This is a genomic window from Burkholderia pseudomultivorans, assembly GCF_902499075.1.
GTDB lineage: Bacteria > Pseudomonadota > Gammaproteobacteria > Burkholderiales > Burkholderiaceae > Burkholderia > Burkholderia pseudomultivorans.
Map to the genome: position 1 here is coordinate 17,141 of NZ_CABVPP010000021.1, position 24,156 is coordinate 41,296.

At 67.4% G+C, this 24,156-nt stretch carries 21 protein-coding genes; 11 read left to right on the forward strand and 10 right to left on the reverse strand.

The annotated features are described in order from the left end of the window. Nucleotides 1-75: 75 nt before the first annotated feature. Both BST28156_RS16005 and BST28156_RS16010 read right to left on the reverse strand, forming a co-directional pair. Nucleotides 76-540, reverse strand: a complete 465-nt coding sequence (locus BST28156_RS16005) for a hypothetical protein (RefSeq protein WP_174902702.1) — start codon at nt 538-540, stop codon at nt 76-78. Nucleotides 541-640: 100 nt separating this feature from the next. After that, nucleotides 641-1,087 carry a DMT family transporter gene (locus BST28156_RS16010; RefSeq protein ID WP_174902703.1) on the reverse strand — a complete coding sequence of 149 codons (447 nt, stop codon included), beginning with the start codon at nt 1,085-1,087 and terminating at the stop codon, nt 641-643. A 96-nt stretch (nt 1,088-1,183) separates the two neighbouring features. Between BST28156_RS16010 and BST28156_RS16015 the strand changes: the two genes are divergently transcribed. Continuing rightward, nucleotides 1,184-2,101 (forward strand): LysR family transcriptional regulator, encoded by a 918-nt coding sequence (locus BST28156_RS16015; RefSeq protein WP_174902704.1) that lies wholly within the window; start codon nt 1,184-1,186, stop codon nt 2,099-2,101. A gap of 118 nt (nt 2,102-2,219) precedes the next feature. Here BST28156_RS16015 and BST28156_RS16020 read toward each other — a convergent pair whose 3' ends face one another. The 3 genes from BST28156_RS16020 to BST28156_RS16030 form a co-directional block, all read right to left on the reverse strand. Further along, nucleotides 2,220-3,701 carry an aldehyde dehydrogenase family protein gene (locus tag BST28156_RS16020; RefSeq protein ID WP_174902705.1) on the reverse strand — a complete coding sequence of 494 codons (1,482 nt, stop codon included), beginning with the start codon at nt 3,699-3,701 and terminating at the stop codon, nt 2,220-2,222. 27 nt (nt 3,702-3,728) lie between these two features. Then, on the reverse strand, nt 3,729-4,679 hold the full coding sequence (speB, locus tag BST28156_RS16025) for an agmatinase (protein ID WP_174902706.1): 951 nt from the start codon (nt 4,677-4,679) through the stop codon (nt 3,729-3,731). Nucleotides 4,680-4,832: 153 nt separating this feature from the next. Beyond that, on the reverse strand, nt 4,833-5,690 hold the full coding sequence (locus BST28156_RS16030; RefSeq protein WP_174902707.1) for a helix-turn-helix transcriptional regulator: 858 nt from the start codon (nt 5,688-5,690) through the stop codon (nt 4,833-4,835). A gap of 210 nt (nt 5,691-5,900) precedes the next feature. Here BST28156_RS16030 and BST28156_RS16035 point away from each other — a divergent pair, with 210 nt between their 5' ends. The 4 genes from BST28156_RS16035 to BST28156_RS16050 all read left to right on the forward strand — a co-directional run bounded on the left by BST28156_RS16035 (nt 5,901) and on the right by BST28156_RS16050 (nt 10,192). Then, nucleotides 5,901-6,245 carry a cupin domain-containing protein gene (locus BST28156_RS16035; RefSeq protein WP_060246373.1) on the forward strand — a complete coding sequence of 115 codons (345 nt, stop codon included), beginning with the start codon at nt 5,901-5,903 and terminating at the stop codon, nt 6,243-6,245. Between the two features lie 162 nt (nt 6,246-6,407). Continuing rightward, on the forward strand, nt 6,408-7,862 hold the full coding sequence (locus tag BST28156_RS16040) for an NAD(P)/FAD-dependent oxidoreductase (RefSeq protein ID WP_174902757.1): 1,455 nt from the start codon (nt 6,408-6,410) through the stop codon (nt 7,860-7,862). 86 nt (nt 7,863-7,948) lie between these two features. After that, a complete protein-coding gene (locus BST28156_RS16045) occupies nt 7,949-9,139 on the forward strand; it encodes an MFS transporter (protein WP_174902708.1) in 1,191 nt (396 codons plus the stop codon). Nucleotides 9,140-9,271: 132 nt separating this feature from the next. After that, a complete protein-coding gene (locus BST28156_RS16050; RefSeq protein ID WP_060246376.1) occupies nt 9,272-10,192 on the forward strand; it encodes a LysR family transcriptional regulator in 921 nt (306 codons plus the stop codon). 39 nt (nt 10,193-10,231) lie between these two features. Here the strand turns inward: BST28156_RS16050 and BST28156_RS16055 are convergent, their stop codons facing one another. Beyond that, complete coding sequence (locus BST28156_RS16055; RefSeq protein ID WP_174902709.1) at nt 10,232-11,062, reverse strand: helix-turn-helix transcriptional regulator; 831 nt, start codon at nt 11,060-11,062, stop codon at nt 10,232-10,234. A gap of 199 nt (nt 11,063-11,261) precedes the next feature. Between BST28156_RS16055 and BST28156_RS16060 the strand changes: the two genes are divergently transcribed. From BST28156_RS16060 to BST28156_RS16070, 3 genes are all read left to right on the forward strand, one after another. After that, nucleotides 11,262-12,986 carry an amidohydrolase gene (locus BST28156_RS16060; protein WP_174902710.1) on the forward strand — a complete coding sequence of 575 codons (1,725 nt, stop codon included), beginning with the start codon at nt 11,262-11,264 and terminating at the stop codon, nt 12,984-12,986. A gap of 202 nt (nt 12,987-13,188) precedes the next feature. After that, nucleotides 13,189-14,304: a polyamine ABC transporter substrate-binding protein gene (locus BST28156_RS16065; RefSeq protein ID WP_174902711.1), complete on the forward strand. Its 1,116-nt coding sequence runs from the start codon at nt 13,189-13,191 to the stop codon at nt 14,302-14,304. Nucleotides 14,305-14,393: 89 nt separating this feature from the next. Continuing rightward, nucleotides 14,394-15,968: a DUF3138 family protein gene (locus tag BST28156_RS16070; protein WP_174902712.1), complete on the forward strand. Its 1,575-nt coding sequence runs from the start codon at nt 14,394-14,396 to the stop codon at nt 15,966-15,968. Between the two features lie 35 nt (nt 15,969-16,003). Here the strand turns inward: BST28156_RS16070 and BST28156_RS16075 are convergent, their stop codons facing one another. Then, a complete protein-coding gene (locus BST28156_RS16075) occupies nt 16,004-16,978 on the reverse strand; it encodes a LysR family transcriptional regulator (protein ID WP_174902713.1) in 975 nt (324 codons plus the stop codon). A gap of 280 nt (nt 16,979-17,258) precedes the next feature. On the opposite strand from BST28156_RS16075, the gene BST28156_RS16080 reads away from it, so the two are divergent. Next, complete coding sequence (locus BST28156_RS16080; protein WP_174902714.1) at nt 17,259-18,335, forward strand: C45 family autoproteolytic acyltransferase/hydrolase; 1,077 nt, start codon at nt 17,259-17,261, stop codon at nt 18,333-18,335. A 67-nt stretch (nt 18,336-18,402) separates the two neighbouring features. Here BST28156_RS16080 and BST28156_RS16085 read toward each other — a convergent pair whose 3' ends face one another. The 3 genes from BST28156_RS16085 to BST28156_RS16095 form a co-directional block, all read right to left on the reverse strand. Continuing rightward, on the reverse strand, nt 18,403-19,791 hold the full coding sequence (locus BST28156_RS16085) for an MFS transporter (protein ID WP_174902715.1): 1,389 nt from the start codon (nt 19,789-19,791) through the stop codon (nt 18,403-18,405). A gap of 184 nt (nt 19,792-19,975) precedes the next feature. Further along, nucleotides 19,976-20,848 carry an XAC2610-related protein gene (locus BST28156_RS16090; protein ID WP_174902758.1) on the reverse strand — a complete coding sequence of 291 codons (873 nt, stop codon included), beginning with the start codon at nt 20,846-20,848 and terminating at the stop codon, nt 19,976-19,978. A 71-nt stretch (nt 20,849-20,919) separates the two neighbouring features. Next, the gene (locus tag BST28156_RS16095; RefSeq protein WP_174902716.1) at nt 20,920-21,270 is read right to left on the reverse strand and encodes a winged helix-turn-helix transcriptional regulator; all 351 of its coding nucleotides are present in this window, start codon (nt 21,268-21,270) and stop codon (nt 20,920-20,922) included. A gap of 136 nt (nt 21,271-21,406) precedes the next feature. Here BST28156_RS16095 and BST28156_RS16100 point away from each other — a divergent pair, with 136 nt between their 5' ends. Together BST28156_RS16100 and BST28156_RS16105 are read left to right on the forward strand one after the other, a co-directional pair. Continuing rightward, nucleotides 21,407-22,048, forward strand: a complete 642-nt coding sequence (locus BST28156_RS16100; protein ID WP_174902717.1) for a glutathione S-transferase N-terminal domain-containing protein — start codon at nt 21,407-21,409, stop codon at nt 22,046-22,048. Between the two features lie 154 nt (nt 22,049-22,202). Next, nucleotides 22,203-24,014 carry an ExeM/NucH family extracellular endonuclease gene (locus tag BST28156_RS16105; protein ID WP_174902718.1) on the forward strand — a complete coding sequence of 604 codons (1,812 nt, stop codon included), beginning with the start codon at nt 22,203-22,205 and terminating at the stop codon, nt 24,012-24,014. The last annotated feature ends 142 nt before the right edge of the window (nt 24,015-24,156 follow it).

Consider the following 24,156-nt stretch of genomic DNA (forward strand, 5'->3'; position numbering starts at 1 on the left):
ATGCGCGAAAGATGCGCGCAATATACCACGGAATATAACGGGTGGAATTCGGGGAAATGTGGAGCAGCCGGGACATCAGGCCGGCGCCGGTGCGTGGCGCGCCATCACGGATTCGACACACAGCGCGACGAAGCGCACGTCGGCGCGCTCCAGCGCCGCGATCGCTTCGTGCATCGCAGCCGGATCGTTGCTGAAGGAATCGGAAAACACGTCGTCGCGCGTGCGTTCGAGCACGCGTGCGTGCGCGATTGCCTGTTCGAGATCGCGCAAACGCGTGAAGCGCGCGGCCCGCGCGGCTTCTTCGAGCGTCGCCAGCAGTTCGCGCAAGCTCATCGCGGACAGCGCGTCGTCGGGCAGCGCCGTATCGCGTCCCGCCTCGAACATGTGGATGAAGCGCACGACGCTGCCGCGAAGCCGCCTGAACGCATCGACGACGCGCGTGACCTGCTGCGCACGCGCATCGTTCGGCAGCGGCTTCAGCGCGCGGATCCGGTGCGTCGGTGCGTGTTCGCGTGCGGCGCGCTGCAGGGGGCGATTCATGGTGCGTCTCCGGTGGTGCGGGTGTCGATATATTCTATTGGATATATCGATGATCGATGCCGGTCGATTCGAACATCACGGCGGTGGACGAGCCGGTCGTTTATCTGCGAATCAGAACGCAGCCGCCGATCAGCAGAGCGATGCCGACGACGCGCGGCACATCGATCGGCCGTTGCACCAGGCCGAACCAGCCGAAGTGATCGATCGTCATCGACGCGAGCATCTGGCCCGTCACGACCAGCACGAGAAAGGTCGCCGCGCCCAGCTTCGGGATCGTGAAAATGGCGAGCGCGATGAAGATCGCGCCGAACATGCCGCCGCTGAATGCCCACCACGGGATGCGCGCCGCGAGCGCGGACGACGGCAGCGGATCGCGCAGCACGAGCGCCAGCACGGCCATGCAGGCCAGTCCGAGCGCGTAACTCGCGAAGCTTGACCACGCGGCTGAATTCAGTGCGCCGCGCAGGTTCGCATTGAGCACCTGCTGCGTCATCAGGCTGACGCCGGCGACGATGGTCAGGATCGACAGCAGCGCGGCTTGAATCATCGGCGTCTCCTTTTACGCAGGGTGGCGAACCCATTTGACGACAGCGTCGTCCATGTCGTCAAATGCCGGAATCGCGTCTTTCCATGCAGATCAGGCATGCTCAATCCGGCCCATCTCGATCTTTTTCGTGCGGTGATGCGTCATGGCGGCATGACGAGAGCGGCGGAAGCGCTCGGTATCGGCCAGCCGCATGTCAGTCGCGCGATCGCGCAGCTCGAAGCGGAACTCGGCTTCGCGTTGTTCGTGCGCGGGCACGGCAGCGCGCTGCCGACCGTCGAGGGAGAAGCGTTCGCGCGCGAAGTCGAGCGTACCTATGCGGGACTCGATCAGCTGCGGCACGCGGCCCGCCAGATACGCGAACGCGGCACGGGTTCGCTGCGGATCGCGTGCCAGCCGTCGCTCGCGACGACGCTTGTGCCGCGCGCGATCCGGCAGTTGAGCGCGGTCAGTCCCGGCGTGCGCGTGTCGCTTTACGTGCCGGGGCCGGACACGATCTGGTCGTGGGCGTCGACCGCGCAGTGCGATGTCGGCCTCGTGCGGCCGCGCGCCGATTATGCGGGCGTGCGAAGCGAATCGTTTCTGACCGTCGATGCGGTGTGCGCGGTGCCGCGCCGGCATCCGCTGGCGCGCAAGCGGGCGATCGGGGTATCCGATCTTGCCGGCGTTCCGTTGATCGCAGGGGCGCCGGGCGCATTTCAGCAGGCGATCGAAGATGCGTTCGCGCGAGCCGGCGTCGATGCGCATTTTGCACTGATGGCGCAGTACACGGCCGCACGGTGCGGTCTGGCGGCGGAAGGCCTCGGGCTCGCGATCGTCGATCCGCTGGCGGCCGGCGAATTGCGCGGCCTGCCGGTCGTGCTGAAGCCTTTTCGGCCGCGTTTGCGCATCGAGACCGTGCTCGTCCAGCCGGACGGCAGGCCGCCCGATCGTGTCGTCGCGCGTGTCATCGAGCTGCTGAAGGCCGAACGCGATGCGATGGTGCCGATGTTCGGCGCGGGCGAGGACATCGCGTAGGCGCGCGATGGGCACGAAGCGATAAAAAACGGGACGCGGAAAGCTCCCGAAACCCGGAAAAAAGAGCGACACCCCGGCCCCGCCGGAATGTCGCCCACGGCTTCGACAGCCGCGCCGATCAGTCGACCGCCCGCATCGCGTGTCGCAGTTCCTGATAGCTGCGCAGCCCCGCGATGCCGAGTTCGCGTCCGATCCCGCTCAGCCCGAATCCGCCCCAGCATACGTGCGGATAGATGAGCTGCGGCGCATTGATCCAGACCAACCCCGCCCGCACGCGCGACTGAAACTGCTTCGCGACTGCCGCATCGCGCGTCACCACCGTCGCGACGAGCCCGTAGCGCGTATCGTTTGCGAGCGCGATCGCTTCATCGTCGGTGCGGAACGACTTCACGCAGGCGACGGGGCCGAACACTTCGTCGGTCCACAGCAGGTTGTCGGCCGTCGGTTCGGCGATCACGACGGGCGCCATGAAGAAGCCGTCGCCGCCCGCATCGGCGACGCGCCCGCTGAACGCGACGCGCGCGCCCGTGTCGATGCCCTGCTTCAGCATCGCATCGACGCGCGCACGCTGTGCGGCCGAGATCAGCGGTCCCATCGCGACCTGCTCCGCAGCCGGCGGCGCGACGACCAGTGCGCGCACGGCCGTCTCGAACGCGGCCATGAAGCTGCGATAGACGCTGTCGTGCACGAGGATGCGCGCGGTCGCCGAGCACATCTGGCCGGCGTTCGTGAACGCGCCCGCGACCGCGAGCGACACCGCGAGATCGAGGTCGGCGTCGTCGCGCACGATCAGCGCCGACTTGCCGCCGAGTTCGAGCGTCACGCGCTTCATGTCCTCGGCCGCGGCCTGCATCACCTTGCGGCCGGCGGCGGTGCTGCCGGTAAACGAGATCTTGTCGATCAGCGGATGCGCGGTCAGCGCCGCGCCGACCTCGGCGCCGCCGTTCACGATGTTGACGACGCCGGCCGGCACGCCGGCTTCGATCGCGATGTCGATCAGCGCGTGCTCGGCCGGCGACGTCAGTTCGGACGGCTTCAGCACGACCGCGCAGCCGGCCGCGAGCGCGGGCGCGAGCTTCCATGCGGTCGTGACCATCGGGAAGTTCCACGGCACGATCAGCGCGGCGACGCCGACCGCATCATGGAAGCGCTCGGCCGCGACCGTATCGGCCGGCAGCGCGACCGGCTCGGCGGCGAACGTCGCGGGGTCTTCGCACAGCTGCGCGTAGTACGCGAACGTCGCGGCGACGTCGCCGACATCGGCTTGCGCTTCGAACGGCGGCTTGCCGCTGACCTGCATCTGCAGCGCGGCCAAGCGCTCGCTGTCGGCTTCGACGCGCGCTGCGATCTTCGCGAGAATCCGGCCGCGCTCGGCAGGCGGCGTGTCGCGCCAGCCGGCGAATGCGTCGCGCGCGGCGCGCACCGCGGCGTCGACATGCGCGGCGGTCGCGAATTCCTGCCAGCCGATCGTCTCGCCGGTCGATGCATTGCAGATCGGCGCGCCCGCGTCGTCCGAGTGCGTGCGCACGGGCAGGCCGGCGATGCGCGCGGCGGGCAGCACGAGCGTCGCGGCGGAAAGGGAAAAGTCAGCGGTGGACATGGCGGTCATCCTGTCGGTGTGAGCGGGTTAGCGGTAGTTGACGCCCGGCATCACGCAGAGCATCTCGAACGCGAGGTTCGCGCCGACGAGCGCAGTGGTGCCGGCCGGATCGTACGGCGGCGACACTTCGACGAGGTCCGCACCGACGATGTTGAGCCCTTTCATCCCGCGCACGATCTCGAGGCCCTGCTGCACGGACAGGCCGCCGACTTCGGGCGTGCCGGTGCCGGGCGCGAACGACGGATCGAGGCCGTCGATGTCGAAGCTCAGGTAGACGGGCGTGTCGCCGACGCGTTCGCGCACCTGCGCCATCAGCGGCGCGAGCGACTTGTTCCAGCATTCCTCGGCCTGCACGACGGTGAAGCCCTGTGCGCGGCACCAGTCGAAATCGTCCGCGTGATAGCCGGTGCCGCGCAGGCCGATCTGCGTGACCTTGTCGCATTGCAGCAGCCCGTCCTCGACCGCGCGGCGGAACGGCGTGCCGTGCGCGATCTTCTCGCCGAACATCGTGTCGTTGACGTCCGCGTGCGCGTCGACATGCACGACCGCGACCTTGCCGTACTTGCGGTGCAGCGCGCGCAGGATCGGCCACGCGATCGTGTGGTCGCCGCCGAGCGTGATCGGCCGGCAGCCGTTCGCGACGATCCGGTCGTAGGCTTCCTCGATGCGGCGCACCGAGTCCTTCAGGTCGTACGGATTGGTCGCGACGTCGCCGATGTCGGCGACCTGCAGCGAATCGAACGGTGCGGCGCGCGTGGCCATGTTGTACGGGCGCAGCAGCACGGATTCGGAGCGAATCTGCCGCGGGCCGAAGCGCGAGCCGGAGCGATTCGACGTGCCGAGATCGAGCGGCACGCCGACGAAGCAGACGTCGAGTCCGTCGGTCGTGTCGGCCTGCGGCAGGCGCATCATCGTGGCGATGCCGCCGAAGCGCGGCATCTCGTTGCCGCCCAGCGGCTGGTTCAGTTCGCGGTGCATGGGGCCGTCTCCTCTTTCTGATGAAAAACGATCGGCCGATGGTAGAGGAGAACGCCCGCGCGAAGATTTTGAAGTCGCAACGTTTACATCGACGGGTCTCGATGCAAGCGGCGCCGCCGCATCGACGCGGCGGTATCGAACGCGGCGGCGCGTTCAGCCGGCGATCGGCGGCGCTGCTGGGGCGTTGGCGGCAGCGCCCCACGCGGCGAGTTCGCGCTTGGTGCGCACGCCGAGCTTCGCGAACGCACGCTTCACGTACGACTCGGCCGACGCGACGCGCACGCCGAGGATCGCGGCGGTCTCGGGCACGGTCTTGCCGGACAGCAGGTGCTTGCAGGTTTCGTATTCGCGCTTCGACAGCTTCACGTTGTCGGCGGCGAGGCGCGCGTCGAACTGCGCGAGCGGATGCACGTCGGGCGTCGGATGCGCGACGCGCCGCACGGCGGTCGTCGACGCGTGCAGTTCGAGCAGCGGAAACAGCACGTCGCTGATGCTGCGAAAGCGGTTCATCTCGGCGAGCGTGAACGGCGGCCGGTCGCGGCCGCGTTCGAGCGCGATCGAGTGCTGCGAATAGCGCGTGCCGCGCGCGAGCACGCATTCGTGGCCGATCCGCACGTCGTCGAACAGGCGCTGGCGGAATTCGCCTGGCGGGATCGCCGCGATGTCGCGCACGACGAGCATCGTGCCGGTCTTGCCGCGCAAGCCCGCGAACAGCGGGTCGCTGTCGAGAAAGCGCTCGTAGTAGAGCGTCATCACGTCGGAGATTTCCGCGGTCTCGGTGCCGATGCCGCTGCTGCCGATCCATTCGCAACGATAGCCGGTCGGCATCGTGCCGTCGACGCGCGAGCGTTCGACATGCGCGACGTCGAGCGGCACCACTTCGTTGAGCAGCTGCGTGAGGCGCGGCACGAAGTGCGGCGTGCCGACCGTTTCGATCAGTTCGCCGAGCGCCTTGAACGACACGTTGAAACGGTCGGTGTCGCGGTGGAAGGGGTTCACGTTGAGCAGCATGCGGTCCCCGATGGAAAAGGCCTGCGGAAAAGCGCGCGGATTGTAGCGTCCGCAACGGCAAACGTCATTAGGGAGAAATACCGGCTCCCGCCGTTTCGAGGCGCGCCCATCGCGAAACGCGGCTTGTCCCCCCCGGAGGGGGGCATACCGGGGCAGTGTAAATGAGTAACTTTGTCTCTGCTTTTTTTAATCAAGAGACGAAAGATTCAGATGACCAAACTGATCAAGGACATCCTGCCGCTGGGCGCAGGCGTGGGCGAATTCACGAAGCTCGACTTCGGGATGGACGAAAGCGACTGGCGCGCGGCCGAAGGCAAGAGCGGCAACTACATCATCGGCTGGTGGGAAGGCAAGGTCGGCTCGGTCGAGTTTCCGGCTACCGAGGCCGACGAAGCCGTGTGGCTCGTCGAGGGTCGGATCGCGCTGACCGACGTCGAAGGCAACCGCAAGGAATTCACGCCGGGCCAGGGCTATCTGCTGCCGGCCGGTTTCGCGGGGCGCTGGGAGACGATCGAGGACGCGAAGAAGTTCTACGTGCTGCTCGAGAAGTCGTGATGTCAGAAGCTGCCGCCGTGGTGTCGTCGTCCGTGTGACGCGCGCCCGGCGGCGGTTTCGTTTTGGATCGTCCGCACGCGCAGTCCGTCGCGCGCCGTACACGGCGCACCGGCAGGCCGCGCGCGGGCGAGCGGGCCGGGATCACGTGGCATGGCTGGAATCATGGAAATGGAAGTCAAGGAAGCAAAACCGACCGCACCGGTGCACGCGACGCGCGGCGTGCCGGTCGCGCTGAGCGTCGAGCAGGCGCTCGCGAACACGAAGCTGTTCCCGTACTGGCTCGACAATCCGGCCGCGCCGGCGACCGAGCCGGAACTCGTCGGCGACGTGACGGCCGACCTGCTGATCGTCGGCGGCGGGTTCACCGGGCTGTGGTCGGCCGTGCAGGCGAAGGAACAGATGCCGCACCTGAACGTGGTGCTGATCGAGGCCGGCAAGGTCGCGCACGGTGCGTCGGGGCGCGCGGGCGGGATCATCTCGACGTCGGTGATGCATGGGCTGCCGAACGCAGTGCGCGTATTCCCGAACGATATCGCGCAGCTCGAGGAATTCGGTCATCGCAACCTCGACGGCTTCGAGGACACGCTGAAGCGCTACGACATCGATGCCGACATCGAATGGAACGGCGAGATGACGGTCGCGGTCGATCCCGAGCATCTCGCGCACCTGAAGGGCGATTACGACCTGCATCGCGAATACGGGCACAACGTCGTGCTGCTGAATCGCGAGGAAACGCTCGAGCAGCTGAACTCGCCGCTGTTCGCGGGCGCGCTGTGGTCGCGCAATCGCAGCGGCATCGTACATCCGGCGAAGCTCGCGTGGGGGCTCAAGCGTGCGGCGCTGTCGCTCGGCGTGAAGCTGTACGAGCACACGCCGCTGACGACCGTGACCGACGAAGGCAGCACCGTCTACGTGAAGACGCCGAAGGGCAGCGTGCGCGCGCCGCGCGTGATGTTCGGCAGCGGCACAGCGAAAGTCGGGATTTCCGACATCAACCGCCGCGTGATGCAGGTGCGCGACCACGTGCTCGCGACCGAGCCGCTGACCGACGAGCAGCTTGTGCGGATCGGCTGGAAGAACCGGCAGGGGATATACGACACGCGCACGCAGCTGAACTATTTCCGCCTGACAAAGAACAACAACATCATCTTCGGCGGGCTGGTGAGCTATCACTTCGACGGCGACCCCGACCCGCACCAGGACGGCAAGCGCGAAACCTACTACCGGCTCGCGCAGGCGTTCTACCGGACCTTCCCGCAACTGAGCGACGTGCGCTTCTCGCACGCGTGGGGCGGCCCGATCGACTACTGCTCGCGCGGCTCGGTATTCGCGAAGCGCTACCTCGGCGACAAGGCCGTGTTCGTCGCGGGCTATACGGGCTTCGGCGTCGCGGCGAGCCGCTTCGGCGCGTTCATGGGCCTGAACATCCTGTTCGATCGCGACAGCCCCGAGCGCAAGCTCGACATCGCGAACCAGAGTCCGACCTATATCCCGCCCGAACCGATGCGCTGGGTCGCCGCGAAGATCACGTTCCATGCGTTCGACGGCGCCGATGCCGAAGGCGGCTGGAAGCGTGCATGGATCAGCGGCCTGAAGGCGATGGGCTTCCCGATGTAAGCGGCGCGGCGGTCCGGAGCCGGGCCGCCGCGCGGCGCATCCCATGAGGAGACTGTCCGCGCAGCGGACAGCGAGAGAGACACCGGATGAACGTAGTGAACATACAAGATGAAGCGCGACAGGGAAGCGCTCGGTTCGTCGTCGTGATGCTGCTGCTCGGCATACTCGGGCCGACGGTATTCCTCGGCCTGCCCGCGATCGTCGGGCAGGTCGAGCGTCATTGGGGCTTCGGCGAGGCCGCGCTCGGCCTGTCGAGCTTCGTCGAGGTGCTCGGCGAATCGACCGGCACGCTGCTGGTCGCGTTCGTGCTCGGGCGGCAGCCGGTGCGGCTCGTGCTGGCAGGCGCGGTCACGCTCGCGGCCGGCGCGAACCTCGGCACGCTCGCGACGCACGGGCTCGTCGCATATTCGATGCTGCAGTTCATCGCGGGCGTCGGTTCGGGCGGGCTGAACGGCATCGCGCTGCGCTACCTATCGTATTCGCGTCGGCCGGAACGCAATCTCGGCTTGATGCTGATGGGCCAGGTGCTGTGGAGCATGATGCTGCTCGCATATGTGTTCCCGATGCTGAGCGGCCTGTGGGGTGCGTATGGCGTGTTCGGCTTCGTCGCGACGGTGCTCGGCGTGTTCGTGCTGGCGACCCCGTTGTTCCACCACGGCGAGACGCTGGCCGCGCCGGTACCCGCGGGCGCGGCGGGCCGCATCGACCGCAGCGGCGCGATGCTCGTGCTGTGCGCGCAGCTTGCGCTGTACGGCGGCGTCGGCGTCGTGTGGACCTTCCTCGAGAAGATCGGCACCGATGCGGGCCTGAGCGCGAAAGCCGTGTCGCTGGTGCTCGGCATCGCGAACGTCGCGAGCCTCGCGATCTGCGCGGCGATGCCGAAGCTCGGCGTCGGCGCGGGCCTGCGCCGCTGGGCGCTGCTGAACCTCGGCGGCTGCGCGGTCGCGGCCGTGCTGCTCGCGATGCCGGCGTCGCCCGTGACGTTCGCGCTCGGCGCGGTCGTGTTCATCGGCTGCTGGACGGGCGGCGCGCTGCTGATCTACGCGACGATTCCGCAGTACGACCTGGTCGGGAAGTCGGCCGCGCTGTCGCCGGGCTGCGTCGCGCTCGGTTACGGCGTCGGGTCGGTCGCCGGCGGTTCGCTGATCGAGAACACCGGCACGCAGTCGGCGCTGATCGCGGCGATCGTGCTGTGTGCGATCGCGTTCCTCTGCTACGTGCGGCTGCGGCCCGCGGTGTTCGGTATGAATCAGGCGCTCGCGGCGACGCCGGAGTGACGTGACGGGTGCGGTGCGCGCCGATGCCGATGGCGGCGCGCGTCCGAATCGGGTTCATCGGCGCGGGTGGCCGGCGTCGCGCACAGCGCGCCGGGCCGGCCCGACAACGCGCGCATGCGCAGCGGCTTCAGCATGTTTTCGAATACCACCGATCTCGATCTCCGGCTCATCCGGGTCTTTCTCGCCGTCGTCGACGCACGCGGCATCACCGCCGCCGAGGCGTCGCTCGGCGTGCGGCAATCGACGATCAGCACGCAGCTGTCCGCGCTCGAGGCGCGCGTCGGCTTCAAGCTGTGCGATCGCGGACGCGGCGGCTTTCGCCTGACGTCGAAGGGCGAGCGCTTCGCGGCGACCGCGCGCACGCTGGTCGCGGCGACCTCCGAGTTCGTCGCGCGCGTGCGCGACATCGACCGCAAGCTGGTCGGCACGCTGTCGATCGGGCTGATCGGCCAGGCGCCGCTCGTCGAGAACGCGCGGCTCGCCGATGCGATCGGCGCGTTCCGCAAGCGCGACCAGGCCGTCACGTTCTCGATGAAGGTCGCGTCGCCGCAGGAGCTCGAGGAAAGCCTCGTCAACAATCAGCTCGATCTCGCGATCGGCTATTTCTGGCATCGCGTGCCGGGGCTGGTCTATACGCCGCTGTTTACCGAGGAGCAGGTGGTCTACTGCGGGCGCGGGCATCCGCTGTTCCATGCGTCGCGCCCGGTGACGGCCGACGACCTGCAGGCGCACGACTGGGTGTGGCGCACCTATCCGGTGCCGGAGGAGCAGTATCCGCTGCCCGAGCGGCGCGTGACCGCGAGCGCGGACAGCATCGAGGCCGCGACGATCCTGATCCTGTCGGGCGGCCATCTCGGCTACCTGCCCGCGCATTACGCGGAGCCGTTCGAGCAGCGCGGGCTCGTGAAGGCCGTCGGCCGTTCGACGTTCAGCTTCGACGTGCCGCTGCATCTCGCGATGAAGCGCAGCACATCCGACAAGCCGATCGTCGACGCGTTCTGCGACGACCTGCTGCGCGCATTCAACATCAAGGCGATCGCGCTGGCGGCGTAGCGCAGGCGGGCGGCGTAGCGCGTCGCCTGCATGTCACGTTCAACAGTCGACGAGCATCCAGTCGAACAGCTCGCGGCGCGTGCGTACGCCGAGCTTCGCGAAGGCGCGCTTCACGTACGACTCGGCGGTCGACAGCTTCACGTCGAGCTGCTGTGCGGCCTCGGGCACCGAACGCCCGCACAGCAGCAGCCGGCAGATCTCGTGCTCGCGTCGCGACAACTGCACGTTCTGCCGTTCGAGCCGTGCATCGAAACCCGCATACGACGTCGCGTTCGTCGACACCGACGCGATGCGGCGTGCCGCGCAAGTGCGTGCATGCAGGTCGAACATCGGGAACAGCAGGTCGACCATCTGCCGGAAATGAAACAGCTCGTCGGTCGTGAACGCGGCCTGCCCTTCCGTGCGTGCGAGACCGAGCGCGTACTGCACATGCGCATTGCCGTGCACGAGCACGCATTCCTGCGCGATGCCGGGCTCGTCGAAGATCCGCCGGCGGAAGTCGCCGTGCGCGAGCCCGTCGATATGACGCTGCACGAGCAGCGTGCCGGCCTTGCCGCGCAGCGGCGCGAACAGCGGATCGACGTGACAGTAGTCCTGGTAATAGAGATCCATCACGCGCAGCGTGTCCGCTGCGAAGCGCAGGCTGCCGCTGCCGAGCCATTCGACGACGTAGCCCGACGTGCTGCCGGTGTCGGTGCGCCAGCGTTCGAGATGCACGGCGTCGGCGGCGATGCTGTCGTTGACGAACGCGGTGACCGCCGCGACGAATCCCGGCGTGCCGACCGCGCGAATCGTCGCGCCGAGCGAGCCGGGACGCACGCCGATCAGGTAGTGGCCGTGGGCGGCCGGGTCGGGATGAAGAAATCGCATGATCGGACCGGGGCGGACGAGTGACAGGGCGACGTTACGCGAACCGCGCGCACGCGTCAGCCGGGAATTTACCGGATAAAAAATCCGCCGTCGCGCGCCGCGGGAATGTTCGAAAGCCCCTGTTTCGGGGGGGCAGACCGGCGCGAATCGTCTGCCTATAGTGAAAGCGCTTCGAAACCCGAGACAGAAAGGACTGGCCATGCAGATTCAACCGACGCCCGCCGCGACGACGCCCGCGGATTTCGTTCTGACCAACGCGAAGGTCTACACCGTCGATTCGCACCGGCCGTGGGCGCAGGCCATTGCCGTGCGCGACGGACGGATCGTCCATGTCGGCGACACGGCGGCCGTGCAGGCCCATGTCGGCGCGAACACGAAGGTCGTCGATGCGGGCGGCCGGCTCGTGCTGCCGGGCTTCGTCGAATCGCACTGGCACTTCGAGACGACCGCGTTCGCATTCCAGGCCTTCGTGAACTACGAGGATCCGCAGCAGGTGCTCGACGCGCTGCGTGCGTACGTCGATGCGCATCCCGACGAACCGGCGATCACCGGAATGGGCTGGATCCAGGCGACGATTCCGCCGCAGATGCTGCGCAAGGAGACGCTCGACGCGATCTGCGCCGATCGCCCGGTGTGCCTGCTGTCGACCGATTTCCATTCGATGTGGGTGAACTCGAAGGCGCTGGAGATCGCGCGCATCGACGCGTCGACGCCGCCGGTGCAGGAAGGCGCGAGCTGGTTCGAGAAGGATCCGGCGACGGGCGAGCCGACCGGCCTCGTCGTCGACGGCGCCGCGTATTCGCTGCTGATGCAGCGGATCAGCGCGGCCGGCCTGATGCCGACCGGCATCGACCTGTACCTGAAGTCGATTCCGCCGTGGCAGCAAAAGCTGTGCGCGGCCGGCGTGACGACCGTGTTCGACGCAGGCTTCTTCGACGCGAGCGGCGACCAGTCGCTGCTGTTCGACACGCTGCAGACGATGGAGCGCGCGGGCGATCTGAAGCTGCGCGTGGTCGGCAGCGTCGCGGTGATCGGCGACATCGACGATCCGGTCGGCACGCTGGTCCGATACCGCGAGCGGTACGATTCGCCGCTCGTGAAGGCGCGCGCGCTGAAGCTGTTCCTCGACGGCACCGAGGCGAACCACACCGCGTACCTGCTCGAACCCTATGCGGACCGCCCGGACACCTGCGGCGCGCCGACGATGCCGGCCGACACGTTCAATCGCTATCTCGTCGAAGCCGATCGCGCGAACGCGAACGTGATGGTCCATTGCGTCGGCGACGCGGCCGTGCGCATGGCGCTCGATGGCTTCGAGCAGGTCAACCGCTCGAATCCGCCGCGCGATCGCCGCCACGTGATCACGCACGCGTTCCTCACGCATCCGGACGACATCCCGCGCTTCCGCCGCGCGGGCGTGATGGCGAACACGCAACTGCAATGGGGCGTCGTCGATGCTTATACCGAGCAGCTGCGCGATCACTACGGTCACGCACGCTGGAGCAACATGTACAAGTTCCGCACGTTCCTCGACGAAGGCGTGACGGTGTCGATCGGGATGGACGGCCTCGCGTGCCAGTGCCGCTGCCAGCACAAGCCGCTCGAACACATCGAGTCGGGCCACACGCGCCAGCTCGCGGGCGAGCCGCACGCGCCGGTGTTCCCGGACATCGCCGAGCGCCTGAGCATTCCGCAGCTGATCGCCGCGTACACGATCCACGGTGCGTACCAGCTCGGGATGGAGCACGAGATCGGATCGCTGACACCGGGCAAGCGCGCGGATCTCGTCGTGCTCGAGAACGACCTGTTCGAGGTCGGCCAGTACGACATCGGCCGCATCGACGTCGCGCTGACGATGATGGATGGCAGCATCACGCACGTCGGCGACGCGTTCGGTGCGCGCGCGGGGATCGCAGCGGCCTGAACGGCGACAATCTGACGGAGCGGCGACGTCGTCTTTCAAATCGCTTCCGTCCTGTTGTGTCGCGACGCATCCCGTGCATGCCGGAGGCGTCGATTGTGCGGCGTGTCCCCCTATTGGCAGGGCAGACCGGCCAATTTCCTCTGGCTACATTTTTCCGGACTGCCGTTCAGGCGAACGGATCACGATATCGACGGAGGAAACCATGGCAGGGGATTGGAACAAGCATCTGAGAACGGCATGCGCGGCGCTCGCGCTGGGCGGCATCGCGTGCTACGGCGCGCCGCCCGCGCGGGCGGCGGAAGTCGTCAACGTGTACAACTGGGGCAACTCGATCGGCAAGGACACGGTCGCGAACTTCGAGAAGGCGACCGGCATCAAGGTCGTCTATCAGGAGTTCGATTCGAACGAGACGCTGCAGGCGAAGCTGCTGTCGGGCACCTCGGGCTACGACGTCGTCGTACCGTCCGACATCTTCTGGGCGCGCCAGCTGCAGGCCGGCATCTTCCGCAAGATCGACAAGAGCCAGGTGCCGAACTACGGGCTGCTCGACCCGGAAATCATGAAGGTGCTGTCGAAGGACGATCCGGGCAACCAGTTCGGCATTCCGTGGACGTGGGGCACGGACGGGCTCGGGATCAACGTCGAGAAGGTCAAGGCCGCGCTCGGCAACGACGCGCCGCTCGACAGCTGGGCGCTGCTGTTCGACCCGAAGTACGCGCAGAAGCTCAAGCGCTGCGGCGTGTCGGTGCTCGATTCGCCAGTCGACGCGTTCGGGATGGCGTTCGTGTACCTGAAGAAGGATCCGAACACGACCAACCCGGCCGACTACCAGGCCGCCTACGAGCTGCTGAAGACGGTGCGGCCGTACATCACGCAGTTCAATTCGAGCAGCTACATCAACGACCTCGCGGGCGGCGACGTGTGCCTCGCGCTCGGCTGGTCGGGCGACGTGAACTCCGCGCGCATCGCGGCCGCGTCCGCGAAGAAGCCGTATCACATCAAGTATGTGATCCCGACCGAAGGTAGCGCGATGTGGTTCGACATGATGGCGATCCCGAAGGACGCGCCGCACCCTGACGCCGCACTGAGGTTCATCAACTTCGTGCTGTCGGAGAAGGAGAGTGCGAACCTGACCAACGACACGTCGTATCCGTCGGCCGTGCCGTCGTCGAGGCGCCTCGTGCGCGCCGAGGTGACGAGCGACCCGGCCGTGTTTCCGCCGGCCGACGTGATCCGCAAGCTGAGCCTCAGCAAGCCGATCCCGCCTGACCTGATGCGTCTGCAGAACCGTCTCTGGACCCGGCTGAAGACCGAGTAAGCCGGCTCCCTTTCCCCCGATTTCCCGCGCGTGCCCCGCCGCCATCGGCGGCGGGCGGGGGCGCGCGCGTCCCTACGATCACCGATCCCATGAAAATCAAACATATGACGGCGTTGTGCCTGCTCGCGTTCGAAGCGGCCACGGCATCCGCCCACACGCCGCGGCAGACCACCGACGCGAGCAAGATGAAGGCGCTGGAGGCGCAGGTCGCCGCGCTGCAACGGCAAGTGAACGAACTGCGCGCAAGCATCGTCGCGTCCGGAGCGCCCGCTTCGGGCAACCCCACACCGGGCGCCGCGAAAATCGGCACGATCAACACGGCTGCCGCCGAGGGGCCGCCGTCCGGTTCGGCGCCCGCGTTCACGAACGACGACCTGCAGCAGATGCGCGAGCAGATCGCGAACGCATCGCTGAAGGTCGACACGCTGCAGGAAGCGGCGACCACCGGCCCGCTCGCGGGCCTGAGCATCACCGGCTATGTCGATCCGCTGTACCTGTACAACCGCGCGCAGCACTCGGCGGGTTTCCAGTTCCTGAACCACGATCCGGGCGCGTACGACTACTTCAACAGCACGATCGGCGACGTCTATCTCGACATCAAGAAGACCTTCGGCGTCGGGCCGATGGCGCCGTCGGCCGAGATCGTGATCCAGCCGAACCGCGGCTTCGGCAACGTGTTCAGCAATGCGCACGGCGGCGTCGGCAACAACATCGTCACGCAGGCGCAGGTCAACGTACCGCTCAGCACGACGAGGACCTTCGAGGCCGGGATGATGACGAGTCTGGCCGGCTACGAGGTGCAGCCGTCGACGCAGATGCTGACGCTCACGCACGGGCTGCTGTACGACTTCAGCGAACCGGGCAACCTCGTCGGCATCGGGCTGAAGGGCTCGAACGCGGCGATGACGCGCTTCTGGCAGGTGATCGTCGGCAACGAGGTGCTGCGCACCGCTGGCGCGATCGCGAACGCGGCGAACAACACGACCAAGAGCAACTGGACGCCGACCATTACCGCGCGCTTCGACAACGCGACGTCGACCGCGTTCGACTTCGGCGTTTCGGGGATGCTCGGCCGGCAGTCGCTGTTCTCGCCGTGCCCGGATGCGGGCGGCTACGGCTACCAGTGCAACGGGTCGTCGCCGACCGGCTTGTACAAGTACGTCGAAGCCGACATGACCTATACGCACGACAAGACGCAGGTCAACGCGCAGGTCGACTACGGCGAACTGCAGAAGGGCGCATGGAACGGCGGCACCGCGCGCTGGTACGGGATGTCGCTGCTCGGCCATACGAAGTGGACGTCGTCGTGGGTCGGCAGGATGGGCGCGACGCTGCGCTTCGACTATCTGAACAATACGTCGAACGGCGGCGGCGGCACCAACATCCAGTATGGGCTCGCGGGTGGCAATCCGGCGGTGAACGGCTCGAGCGGCTTCGGCATCGATCCGGCGTGCTTCCAGAACTCGGCGTCGAACGGCACCGAGTGCAAGGGCGCGCAACGCTATGCGATCACGGCCGACCTGCTGTTCTATCCGACCGAGCAGATCACCGTGAAGCTCGAGTACCGCCACGACGCGGCGAACCATCCGGTGTTCCTGAAGAGCAACGGTTCCTACTCGCGCAGCAACGACCTCGCCGGGATGCAGTTCATCTACTCGTTTTGAGTGAGGACGTGTCTGCTTCCGCTTCCGCCGACGCGCTACGCACGCGCGGCGGCGCGGGCCGCCTCCGGATCGAGCGGCGGCAGCGGCGTGCCGTGCGGCGCGAGCTGGAGGCCGAGCGCCTGCAACTGCTCGCGCAGGAACTGGATGAACACGCGCACCTTGCGCGTGTGGCGGCGATGCGGCAGGAACAGCACGTGAATCCACGGGCCGAATGCGCTCGTCTCGCGCGACAGCTCGGTCGGCACCTCGACCAGGTCGCCTTGCGAGAGATAGCGCGCGACGCTCCACGCGGGCGCGAACTGCAGCCCGTGGCCGTCGAGCAGGCACGCGAGCAGGAAGTCGTAGTTGCCGCTCGACAGCCGCGGCGTCGGCTGCTTCACGCGGACGCGCTCGCCGTCGCGGCCGATCCACCAGAAATGCCGGTTGATCAGCGGATGGCGGAAGATCAGCCAGTCGTGCGTCTGGTAGTTGTCGAGCGTCACGTCGCCGCCGCGGCGCGCGAGATACGCGGGGCTCGCGCACAGCACGAGGCGGTTTTCGAGCAGCGGCTGTGCGATCACGTCGGGCAGGTCGGTCGGCCCGTCGCGCAGCGACAGATCGTAGCTGCCGTCGAGCGGATCGGCTTCGGTCATCTCGACTTCCAGGCGCACCAGCGGATGCTCGCGCATGAAGCGGCAGCACACCTGCGTGAAGAAGGCCGGCCCGAATGCAGGCGACGTCGCGATTCGCAGGTTGCCGCGCAGTTCGTGCTGCAACTGCTCGACTTCCTCGCCGGCGAGCTGCAGCTGCATCAGCGCCTGACGCGCGGCATCGAGATAGAGATGGCCGGCTTCGGTCAGCGCCATGCGTCGCGTCGTGCGCTCGAACAGGCGCGCGCCGAGCTCGGCTTCGAGCTGCGTGACGCCTTTCGTCACCGCCGACGGCGTCTTGCCGAGCTGTTCGGCGGCACGGCTGAAGCCGCCATGCTCGGCCGTCGCGACGAACATCGTGAGCGCGGTCATCTTGTCCATTGAATCTATTCCTGACAGGCACAGAAGTTATGCAAAAACCGGGCGCGACCGGCGGCGACGCTTCCGTTAGGCTGGTTCCCCGGGCGGTTGCGCAAGCATCGCGTGCGACGCGTGCCGGCCGCGTGAGGATACGATGGATCGCGCGCCCATTCACGCATCCGTCGACGAACGGACGCGCCGCGACCGTGCGGTCCGATTTCCGGCGCGCACAGCGATGCGTGCCGCATGACATTCCGGGCCGAGCCGCGCTCGGCCCTCATCCGAACCAGGAGACTTCATCGTGAAGCTGCATACTTTCGTGACCGACATCACCGATCCGCGCGAACGCGGCCGCCAGCTCGGCGAGCGTTTCGCACCGCAGATCCGGCAGACGGTCGCGCGCTATCTCGCGTTCTTTCCGAAGCTCGGCATCGATCCGCTGCGTGCGCGGCAGATCGGCGAGGCGAGCCTCGCGTCGCTCGAAGCGTGGTGTCCGGAGCTCGCCGACGAAGTGCAGGCGATCGCGAACGGCGTCGACCTGCCGCGCTGGCAGCTCGCGTGCCTGAACGCGCGCACCGAAATTCTCGCGACCGCACCCGCGTCGACCGAAGGCGAGTGCTCGACGACCGTCCATGCGCCGGCCGGCACGCAGGTGCCGCGCACGCTGCAAACCTGGGACTGGCACGACAGCCTCGCGCCCGATGGGTTGCTGATGCAGTTCGCGACGCGTCACAGCCGCACCGTCAAGCTGTTCACCGAATGCGGGATGCTCGCGAAGCTCGGCGTGAACAGCGCGGGGCTCGGGCTGCACTTCAACATCCTGCATCACGCGAGCGACAACGACAGCGCGGGCGTGCCTGTGCACGCGATCGCGCGACGCCTGCTCGAGGAGGCGACCACGGTGCAGGAGGCGATCGAGCTGGCGCGCAGCGCGCGCGTGAGCGCGTCGACGGTGCTGACCGTGTTCACGCGGCACGACGCGAACCCGCGCGCGGCGAGCATCGAACTGAGCCCTGCCGGCGTCGGTGTCGTGGTGCCGCGCGCGGACGGCTGGCTGCTGCATACGAACCACTTCCTCGATCGCGCGCTGAGCGGCGGCGAATGCATGCCCGACAGCTCGACGACGCGCGAGCGCTTCGCGCACCTGAACGAGGTCGTGAACGGGATGACGAGCGCCGACGTGCGCGAGCGTGCAGCGGCGATGTGCGGCGCGGCCGGCGATCAGGCCGTGGTGTGCTTCCATCCCGACCTGTCGATGCCCGACACCGAGCGCTGGGAAACGCTGCTGACCGTCGGCATCGACACCGACGGCTGCGCGCTCGAATACGCGGCCGGCAATCCGCACGATCTCGCGCGCGACGGGTTCCAGCGGTTCTGACGCATGCGCGTCCATTGCGCGGGCGTGCGCCGTCGCAGCGATGCGACGGCGCGCCCGTCGATGCGGCTTACGCGTCGATCCGTTCGACCTTGCCGACGAGCAGCCCGTAAGACAGGCTGCCGGCGAGCGCCATCGCGGCGATGTAGGTGATCGCGCGCGAGAAGTCGGCCCCGTCGACCAGCAGCCCGATCACGATCGGCGTCGCGATCGCGGACAGGTTGCCGATCAGGTTGAACATGCCGCCCGTCAGGCCGAGCAGCCGCGCGGGCGCGAGACCCGACACCAGCGACCACGTGATCGACGCGAAGCCGTTGCCGAAGAACGCGAGCGTCATGAACGCGATCACCCAGCCGGTCGAGCTCACGTAGTTCGCGCCGATGATGCAGGTCGAGATCAGCAGCCCGGAGATGATCGGCAGCTTGCGCGCGAAGCCTTGCGATGCGCCGCGACGCATCAGCCAGTCCGACAGCACGCCCGAGCACAGCACGCCGACGAACGCGGCGAGGAACGGCAGCGACGCGAGAAAGCCCGACTTGATGAAGTCCATCCCGCGATATTTGACGAGATAGGTCGGGAACCACGTGAGGAAGAACCACAGCGTCGAGTTCAGCGCGAACTGGCCGAGATAGATGCCCCACAGCTTGCGCCGGCCGAGCACGATGCCGAGGTCGCGCCACGTCGACGGCGTGCGTTCGCTGCGTGCCGCGATGCGGTCCTCGAGATCGACGAGGCCGCCGCCGTCGCGGATCAGCGCGATCTCGCCGGCGTTGACGCCGCGAAACGCGCGCGGTTCGCGATACACCGCGTACCAGATCGCGGCCCACGCGATACCCGCGAGCCCCGTCGCGACGAACACCATGTGCCAGCCGAGGTGGACCTGCAGCCACGCGAGGACCGGTGTCAGGAACGCGAGCCCGACGAACTGGCCCGACGTGTAGCCGCCGATCGCGGTCGCGCGTTCGCGCGTCGGGAACCACGTCGTGACCACGCGATTGTTGATCGGATAGGCGGGCGCTTCGAGCGCGCCGACCGCGAGACGCAGCACGATCAGTCCGGCGAACGAGCCGGCGAAGCCGAGCAGCAGCGTCGCGGCCGACCACAGCGCGAGCGCGCCCGCATACAGTACGCGCGGCGATACCTTGTCGACGAGCCAGCCGCCGGGGATCTGCATCAGCGCATAGGTCCAGCCGAATGCGGAGAACACGAGGCCGGCGCGCACCGGATCGATGTTCAGTTCGCGGAACAGTGCAGGCGCGGCGATCGACAGGTTGCTGCGGTCGAGATAGTTGATCACGACCGTGACGAACAGCAGCGCGAGGATCAGCAGGCGCTTGCGGGAAGGGGGTGTGGTTGCGGCCGCCGCGTGGGTGCGCGCGGCGGATTCCATCGAGGTTTCGGCGCGCGTGGGCGGCCGCTGCTGCGGGCTGGCGGGGGTGCGTGACGCGGAATGGGCCACGGTCGTCTCCTGTTCGGTATGTGTCCGGGACCGGCGATGCGACCGGTTCCAGCCAATCTGGTGTCTTGGGCCGAACGTTAGGGCCGTGAGCCGAAATGCGTCAACATATGGATAGGCATCCCTATAAATGGGACGACGGCCTTCCAATATGTGGGAAATGGGCGGGTGCGGGCCGGCGTGCGCGTCAGCCGCCCGTTGCTTCCTTCACGTCGATCCAGCCCGTCACCGCGCCGGCGTGTGGATTGCGGTAGACCACCTTCAGCCACCGGAAGTCGGCGCTCGCATCGACCAGTTCCAGCGTGTCGCCGGCAACGACGTAGCGCCGCGTCGGCGCGTCGCTCGCCGCGTCGTGCAGCGGCACGCGCGCGGCGCGCACCTTGAACGTGACCGTCCCGCCGCCGTAGGCGTCGGGGCGGCGCGCGATGCGCCTGCCGTGCGCGTCGTAGGTGATGCGCATCGACGGCGGCCCTTGGCCGGCGGTCTCGTCGACGCCGAGCAGCGTGACCACGTCGTCCGGGATGGTTTCGCTGGCCTGGTACAGGTAGAGCCGGCCGTTGCCGTCGAAGCGGTAGGCGTCGGTGGTCCACATCGGGCCGCCGCGGCAGGAACTGTACAGCGTGCGCTCCTTCGGTTTGGCATCGAGATTGACGAGGTCGCCGCAGTTGCCTTGCGGCATGTTGCCGGCCGGCATCCGCAGCGGTTCGAAGCGTCGGCGGGCCACGTCGTACAGGTAAACGCCGTAGCTCGCGTTGACCATGCCGAGCAGTGCGCGGATCGCGAGATCCTGATGGCCGTCGAAATTGTAGTCGTCGGTTTCGAGTTGATAGTGGCCGTCTTCGTCGGTGACGGTGACGTCGAGCGTCTGCGTGGTGCCGCCCGGCAGGAAGCGTACGGTGATGTGCTTGCTGTCCGCACGTTCGACGCGGGCGGTGACCTTGTCGTCGACCTTGAATGCGAGTAGCGGCTCGGCGGCGTGGGCCGGGGCGAGCGATGCGCAGCAGGCGAGCAGCGGCGCGCAGAGGGATGCACGTGGCCGGAATGTCGGGCGGGGTGGCATGGAGGGCTTCGAGAACATGGTGGGTGGGATGGCGTTGCGTTGCGCTCGCCCGTCAAGCGGGGGCGTCGTCACTACGATGCCGACGCCTCGGCGAGCATGGCGGCCTCGTTGCGCGCCTTCAGCCACAGCCCGAACTCCCTCATCACTTCGACGACCGGCCGCAGACGGTCGCCGTCCGCGGTGAGATCGTATTCGACCTTGACCGGCACTTCGGGATAGACGGTGCGGCGCACGAGCCCCGCGTCTTCGAGGGCACGCAGGTCGAGCGTCAGCATGCGCTGCGAGATGCCCGGCATGTCGCGGCGCAGGTCGCTGAAGCGTTTCGGGCCGTCGAGCAGGTAGGACACCAGCAGCAGCCGCCAGCGGCCGCCGAGCAGGCGCATTGCTTCTTCAATCGAACATCCTGTTGCACTCGTCTTCATGCGGGTGATCCGGTCGGTAAATTTTTTGTGACTACGGCACAAACGACTGCCGTCTTCTCATCGATGACGCGATGCGAGATATTAGCGCCCGCGTCGCGGCGAATCGATACATCCCACCGGAACCCCGAGGAAACACATGAAGCTCTACCACGCCCCCGGCAGTTGTTCGCAGGCCATCTGCATCGTGCTGCGCGAACTGGCACTCGACGCGGACATCGTCGGCGTCGACGCGCGCAGGCATCTCGTCGATGACGGACGCGACTACTACGACGTGAACGAACTCGGCTACGTGCCGCTGCTCGAACTCGACGACGGCACGACCCTGCGCGAAAGCCCCGTGATCGCGCAATACCTTGCGGACCGGCGGCCTGACGCGGGGCTGGCGCCGGCATGGGGCACGCTCGCGCGCTATCGGCTGATGGAGTGGCTCAACTTCCTGACGGCGGAAATCCACAAGGGCTTTATTCCGTTGCTGTATGCGGTGCAGGCGGGAAAGTACGTCGAGCCGGCGCGTCGCAAGCTCGACAGCCGGTTTGCGTGGATCGATCGACAGTTCGCCGGCAAGACGTTCGTGACGGGCGAGACGTTTACGGTCGCCGATGCGTATTTGTTCGCGTTGACGGGCTGGGGCAAGGCGGAATGGATGCGTTCGGTTTACGACGCGGATATCGATTTGAGCCGGTTCGACAATGTGCGCGCGTGGTATGACCGGGTCCGGGCGAGGCCGACGGTTCAGGCAGTGCTGAAGGCGGACGGACTGGACCCGGACCGTCAGTGACGGGGCGCGCGCCGCTACGCCATGCGATGCGAAGCCGATGTCGGGCGTCGGCGAAAACTGCGCGGGCTATTACATTGGCCTATCGGCCAATTACTACAAACTGTCATTGAGCGCCGCTAAGCTTTCGCCACCCTCACAACCGGGATTCCCTGTCATGCGCTCGACAATCCGACTGTTTGCCCCGCTATTGCTTCTGCCGACGCTCGCCGCGCCGGCGCTGGCCGTCACCGCCGCCCCCGTCAGCCCGAACTGCGGCGGCAGCGCGACGCCGATCGCCGATATCCAGGGGCCGGGCGCGCCGTCGCCGCTCGCCGGCCAGAACGTGTCGATCGAGGCCGTCGTCACCGCCGATTTCGGCGGCACGGACGGCTTCGGCGGTTTCTTCGTGCAGCAGGCCGATCCGCAGCGCCGCAACCAGCCGGGCGTGTCGGAAGGGCTGTTCGTCTATGCGCCGAAGGCGCGCGCGAAGGCCGGCGATCTGGTCCACGTGACGGGCAAGGTCGAGGAAAAATACGGGCAGACGCAACTGACGCTGTCGGGCGCGATCGCAGTGTGCGCGAACGGCCAGTCCGTCACGCCCGCGACGCTGACGCTGCCGGTCGACAGCCCGAACGCGTTCGACGCGTACGAAGGGATGCTCGTGCGCCTGCCGCAGACGCTGAACGTTACGGATAACTACGAGCTCGGCCGCTACGGCAGCGTGTTGCTCAGCAACGGCCGCCTGCGCACGCCGACGAGCGTCGTGCCGCCCGCGCAGGCGCAGACGCAGATCGACGCGAACGCGCGCAACCGGCTGATTCTCGACGACGGTTCGAACAAGCAGAACCCTGCGACCGTGCCGTATCCGGCGCCGGAGCTGTCCGCGTCGAACACGCTGCGCACCGGCTATACGGTGCGCGGCGTCGAAGGCGTGCTGGAAGTGCGGTACGGCTCATGGCGCATCCAGCCGGTGCCCGGCGCGGCGGTGCCGACCTTCGACGCACGCGCGAACCCGCGCACGCAGGCACCCGCGCGCGATCCGCATGCGAACCTGCGTGTCGCGTCGTTCAACGTCCTCAACTACTTCAACGGCAACGGGCTGGGCGGCGGCTTCGACGATCCGAACAACCGCGGCGCGAAGAACTACCAGGAATTCGTTCGCCAGGACGCGAAGATCGTCAGCGCGCTGAAGGCGCTCGACGCCGACGTGATCGGCCTGATGGAAATTCAGAACAACGGCTACGGCGAACTGAGCGCGGTGCGCCAGCTCGCCGCGAAGCTCGGCGACAGTTGGCGCGTCGTCGATCCGGGCACGTCGCGGCTCGGCGGCGACGCGATCGCGGTCGCGATGATCTACGACAGCCGCAAGGTCGAGCCGGTCGGCCGCGCATCGACGCTTGCGATCGACGACAAGAACCGCCAGCCGCTCGCGCAATCGTTCCGTCGCATCGGCGGCAAGCAGGCGCTGACGATCGCGGTCAACCATCTGAAGTCGAAGAACTGCCCGGACGCGACCAACGACGATCTCGACCAGGGCGACGGCCAGGGCTGCTGGAACCCGACGCGCACGCGCGCGGCGGCAAAGCTGGCCGACTGGCTGGCCGGCACGCCGACGGGCGTGGCGGGCCAGGGCGTGCTGCTGATCGGCGATTTCAACAGCTACACGTACGAGGATCCGATCCGCCTGCTCGAATCGCGCGGCTACCGCAACCTCGTGTCGCGCTGGATCGGCGACAACGCGTACAGCTACGTCTACAACGGCGAAGCCGGCTATCTCGATCACGCGCTCGCCTCGCTGCCGCTCGCGTCGCACGTGAAGGCCGTGCACGAATGGCACATCAACGCGGACGAGCCGGTCGCGCTGCAGTACACGCTTGCGTACAAGACGGCCGCGCAGCAGCAGACGTACTACGCGCCCGATGCCTATCGTTCGTCGGATCACGATCCGGTGCTGATCGATATCGCGCTGCCGGGCGGCGGCCGTTGACGGCTCGCTAGGTCCTGTGTGGTGGACGACGCGCGGTGACGCCGCGCGTCGTCGTCGCGAGCGGCAGCGCATGCATGACGAGCCGCTCGCGAATGCTTTTTGTTGCGGTCGAATCGCGATCGCCGCATCTGCGGAAAATCTT

Excerpts from the sequence above, each read along its gene's own strand:
- BST28156_RS16005 (WP_174902702.1), bottom strand. The coding sequence starts at position 540 with ATGAATCGCCCCCTGCAGCGCGCCGCACGCGAACACGCACCGACGCAC.
- BST28156_RS16010 (WP_174902703.1), bottom strand. The coding sequence starts at position 1,087 with ATGATTCAAGCCGCGCTGCTGTCGATCCTGACCATCGTCGCCGGCGTC.
- BST28156_RS16015 (WP_174902704.1), top strand. The coding sequence starts at position 1,184 with ATGCTCAATCCGGCCCATCTCGATCTTTTTCGTGCGGTGATGCGTCAT.
- BST28156_RS16020 (WP_174902705.1), bottom strand. The coding sequence starts at position 3,701 with ATGTCCACCGCTGACTTTTCCCTTTCCGCCGCGACGCTCGTGCTGCCC.
- speB (WP_174902706.1), bottom strand. The coding sequence starts at position 4,679 with ATGCACCGCGAACTGAACCAGCCGCTGGGCGGCAACGAGATGCCGCGC.
- BST28156_RS16030 (WP_174902707.1), bottom strand. The coding sequence starts at position 5,690 with ATGCTGCTCAACGTGAACCCCTTCCACCGCGACACCGACCGTTTCAAC.
- BST28156_RS16035 (WP_060246373.1), top strand. The coding sequence starts at position 5,901 with ATGACCAAACTGATCAAGGACATCCTGCCGCTGGGCGCAGGCGTGGGC.
- BST28156_RS16040 (WP_174902757.1), top strand. The coding sequence starts at position 6,408 with ATGGAAATGGAAGTCAAGGAAGCAAAACCGACCGCACCGGTGCACGCG.
- BST28156_RS16045 (WP_174902708.1), top strand. The coding sequence starts at position 7,949 with ATGAACGTAGTGAACATACAAGATGAAGCGCGACAGGGAAGCGCTCGG.
- BST28156_RS16050 (WP_060246376.1), top strand. The coding sequence starts at position 9,272 with ATGTTTTCGAATACCACCGATCTCGATCTCCGGCTCATCCGGGTCTTT.
- BST28156_RS16055 (WP_174902709.1), bottom strand. The coding sequence starts at position 11,062 with ATGCGATTTCTTCATCCCGACCCGGCCGCCCACGGCCACTACCTGATC.
- BST28156_RS16060 (WP_174902710.1), top strand. The coding sequence starts at position 11,262 with ATGCAGATTCAACCGACGCCCGCCGCGACGACGCCCGCGGATTTCGTT.
- BST28156_RS16065 (WP_174902711.1), top strand. The coding sequence starts at position 13,189 with ATGGCAGGGGATTGGAACAAGCATCTGAGAACGGCATGCGCGGCGCTC.
- BST28156_RS16070 (WP_174902712.1), top strand. The coding sequence starts at position 14,394 with ATGAAAATCAAACATATGACGGCGTTGTGCCTGCTCGCGTTCGAAGCG.
- BST28156_RS16075 (WP_174902713.1), bottom strand. The coding sequence starts at position 16,978 with ATGGACAAGATGACCGCGCTCACGATGTTCGTCGCGACGGCCGAGCAT.
- BST28156_RS16090 (WP_174902758.1), bottom strand. The coding sequence starts at position 20,848 with ATGCCACCCCGCCCGACATTCCGGCCACGTGCATCCCTCTGCGCGCCG.
- BST28156_RS16095 (WP_174902716.1), bottom strand. The coding sequence starts at position 21,270 with ATGAAGACGAGTGCAACAGGATGTTCGATTGAAGAAGCAATGCGCCTG.
- BST28156_RS16100 (WP_174902717.1), top strand. The coding sequence starts at position 21,407 with ATGAAGCTCTACCACGCCCCCGGCAGTTGTTCGCAGGCCATCTGCATC.
- BST28156_RS16105 (WP_174902718.1), top strand. The coding sequence starts at position 22,203 with ATGCGCTCGACAATCCGACTGTTTGCCCCGCTATTGCTTCTGCCGACG.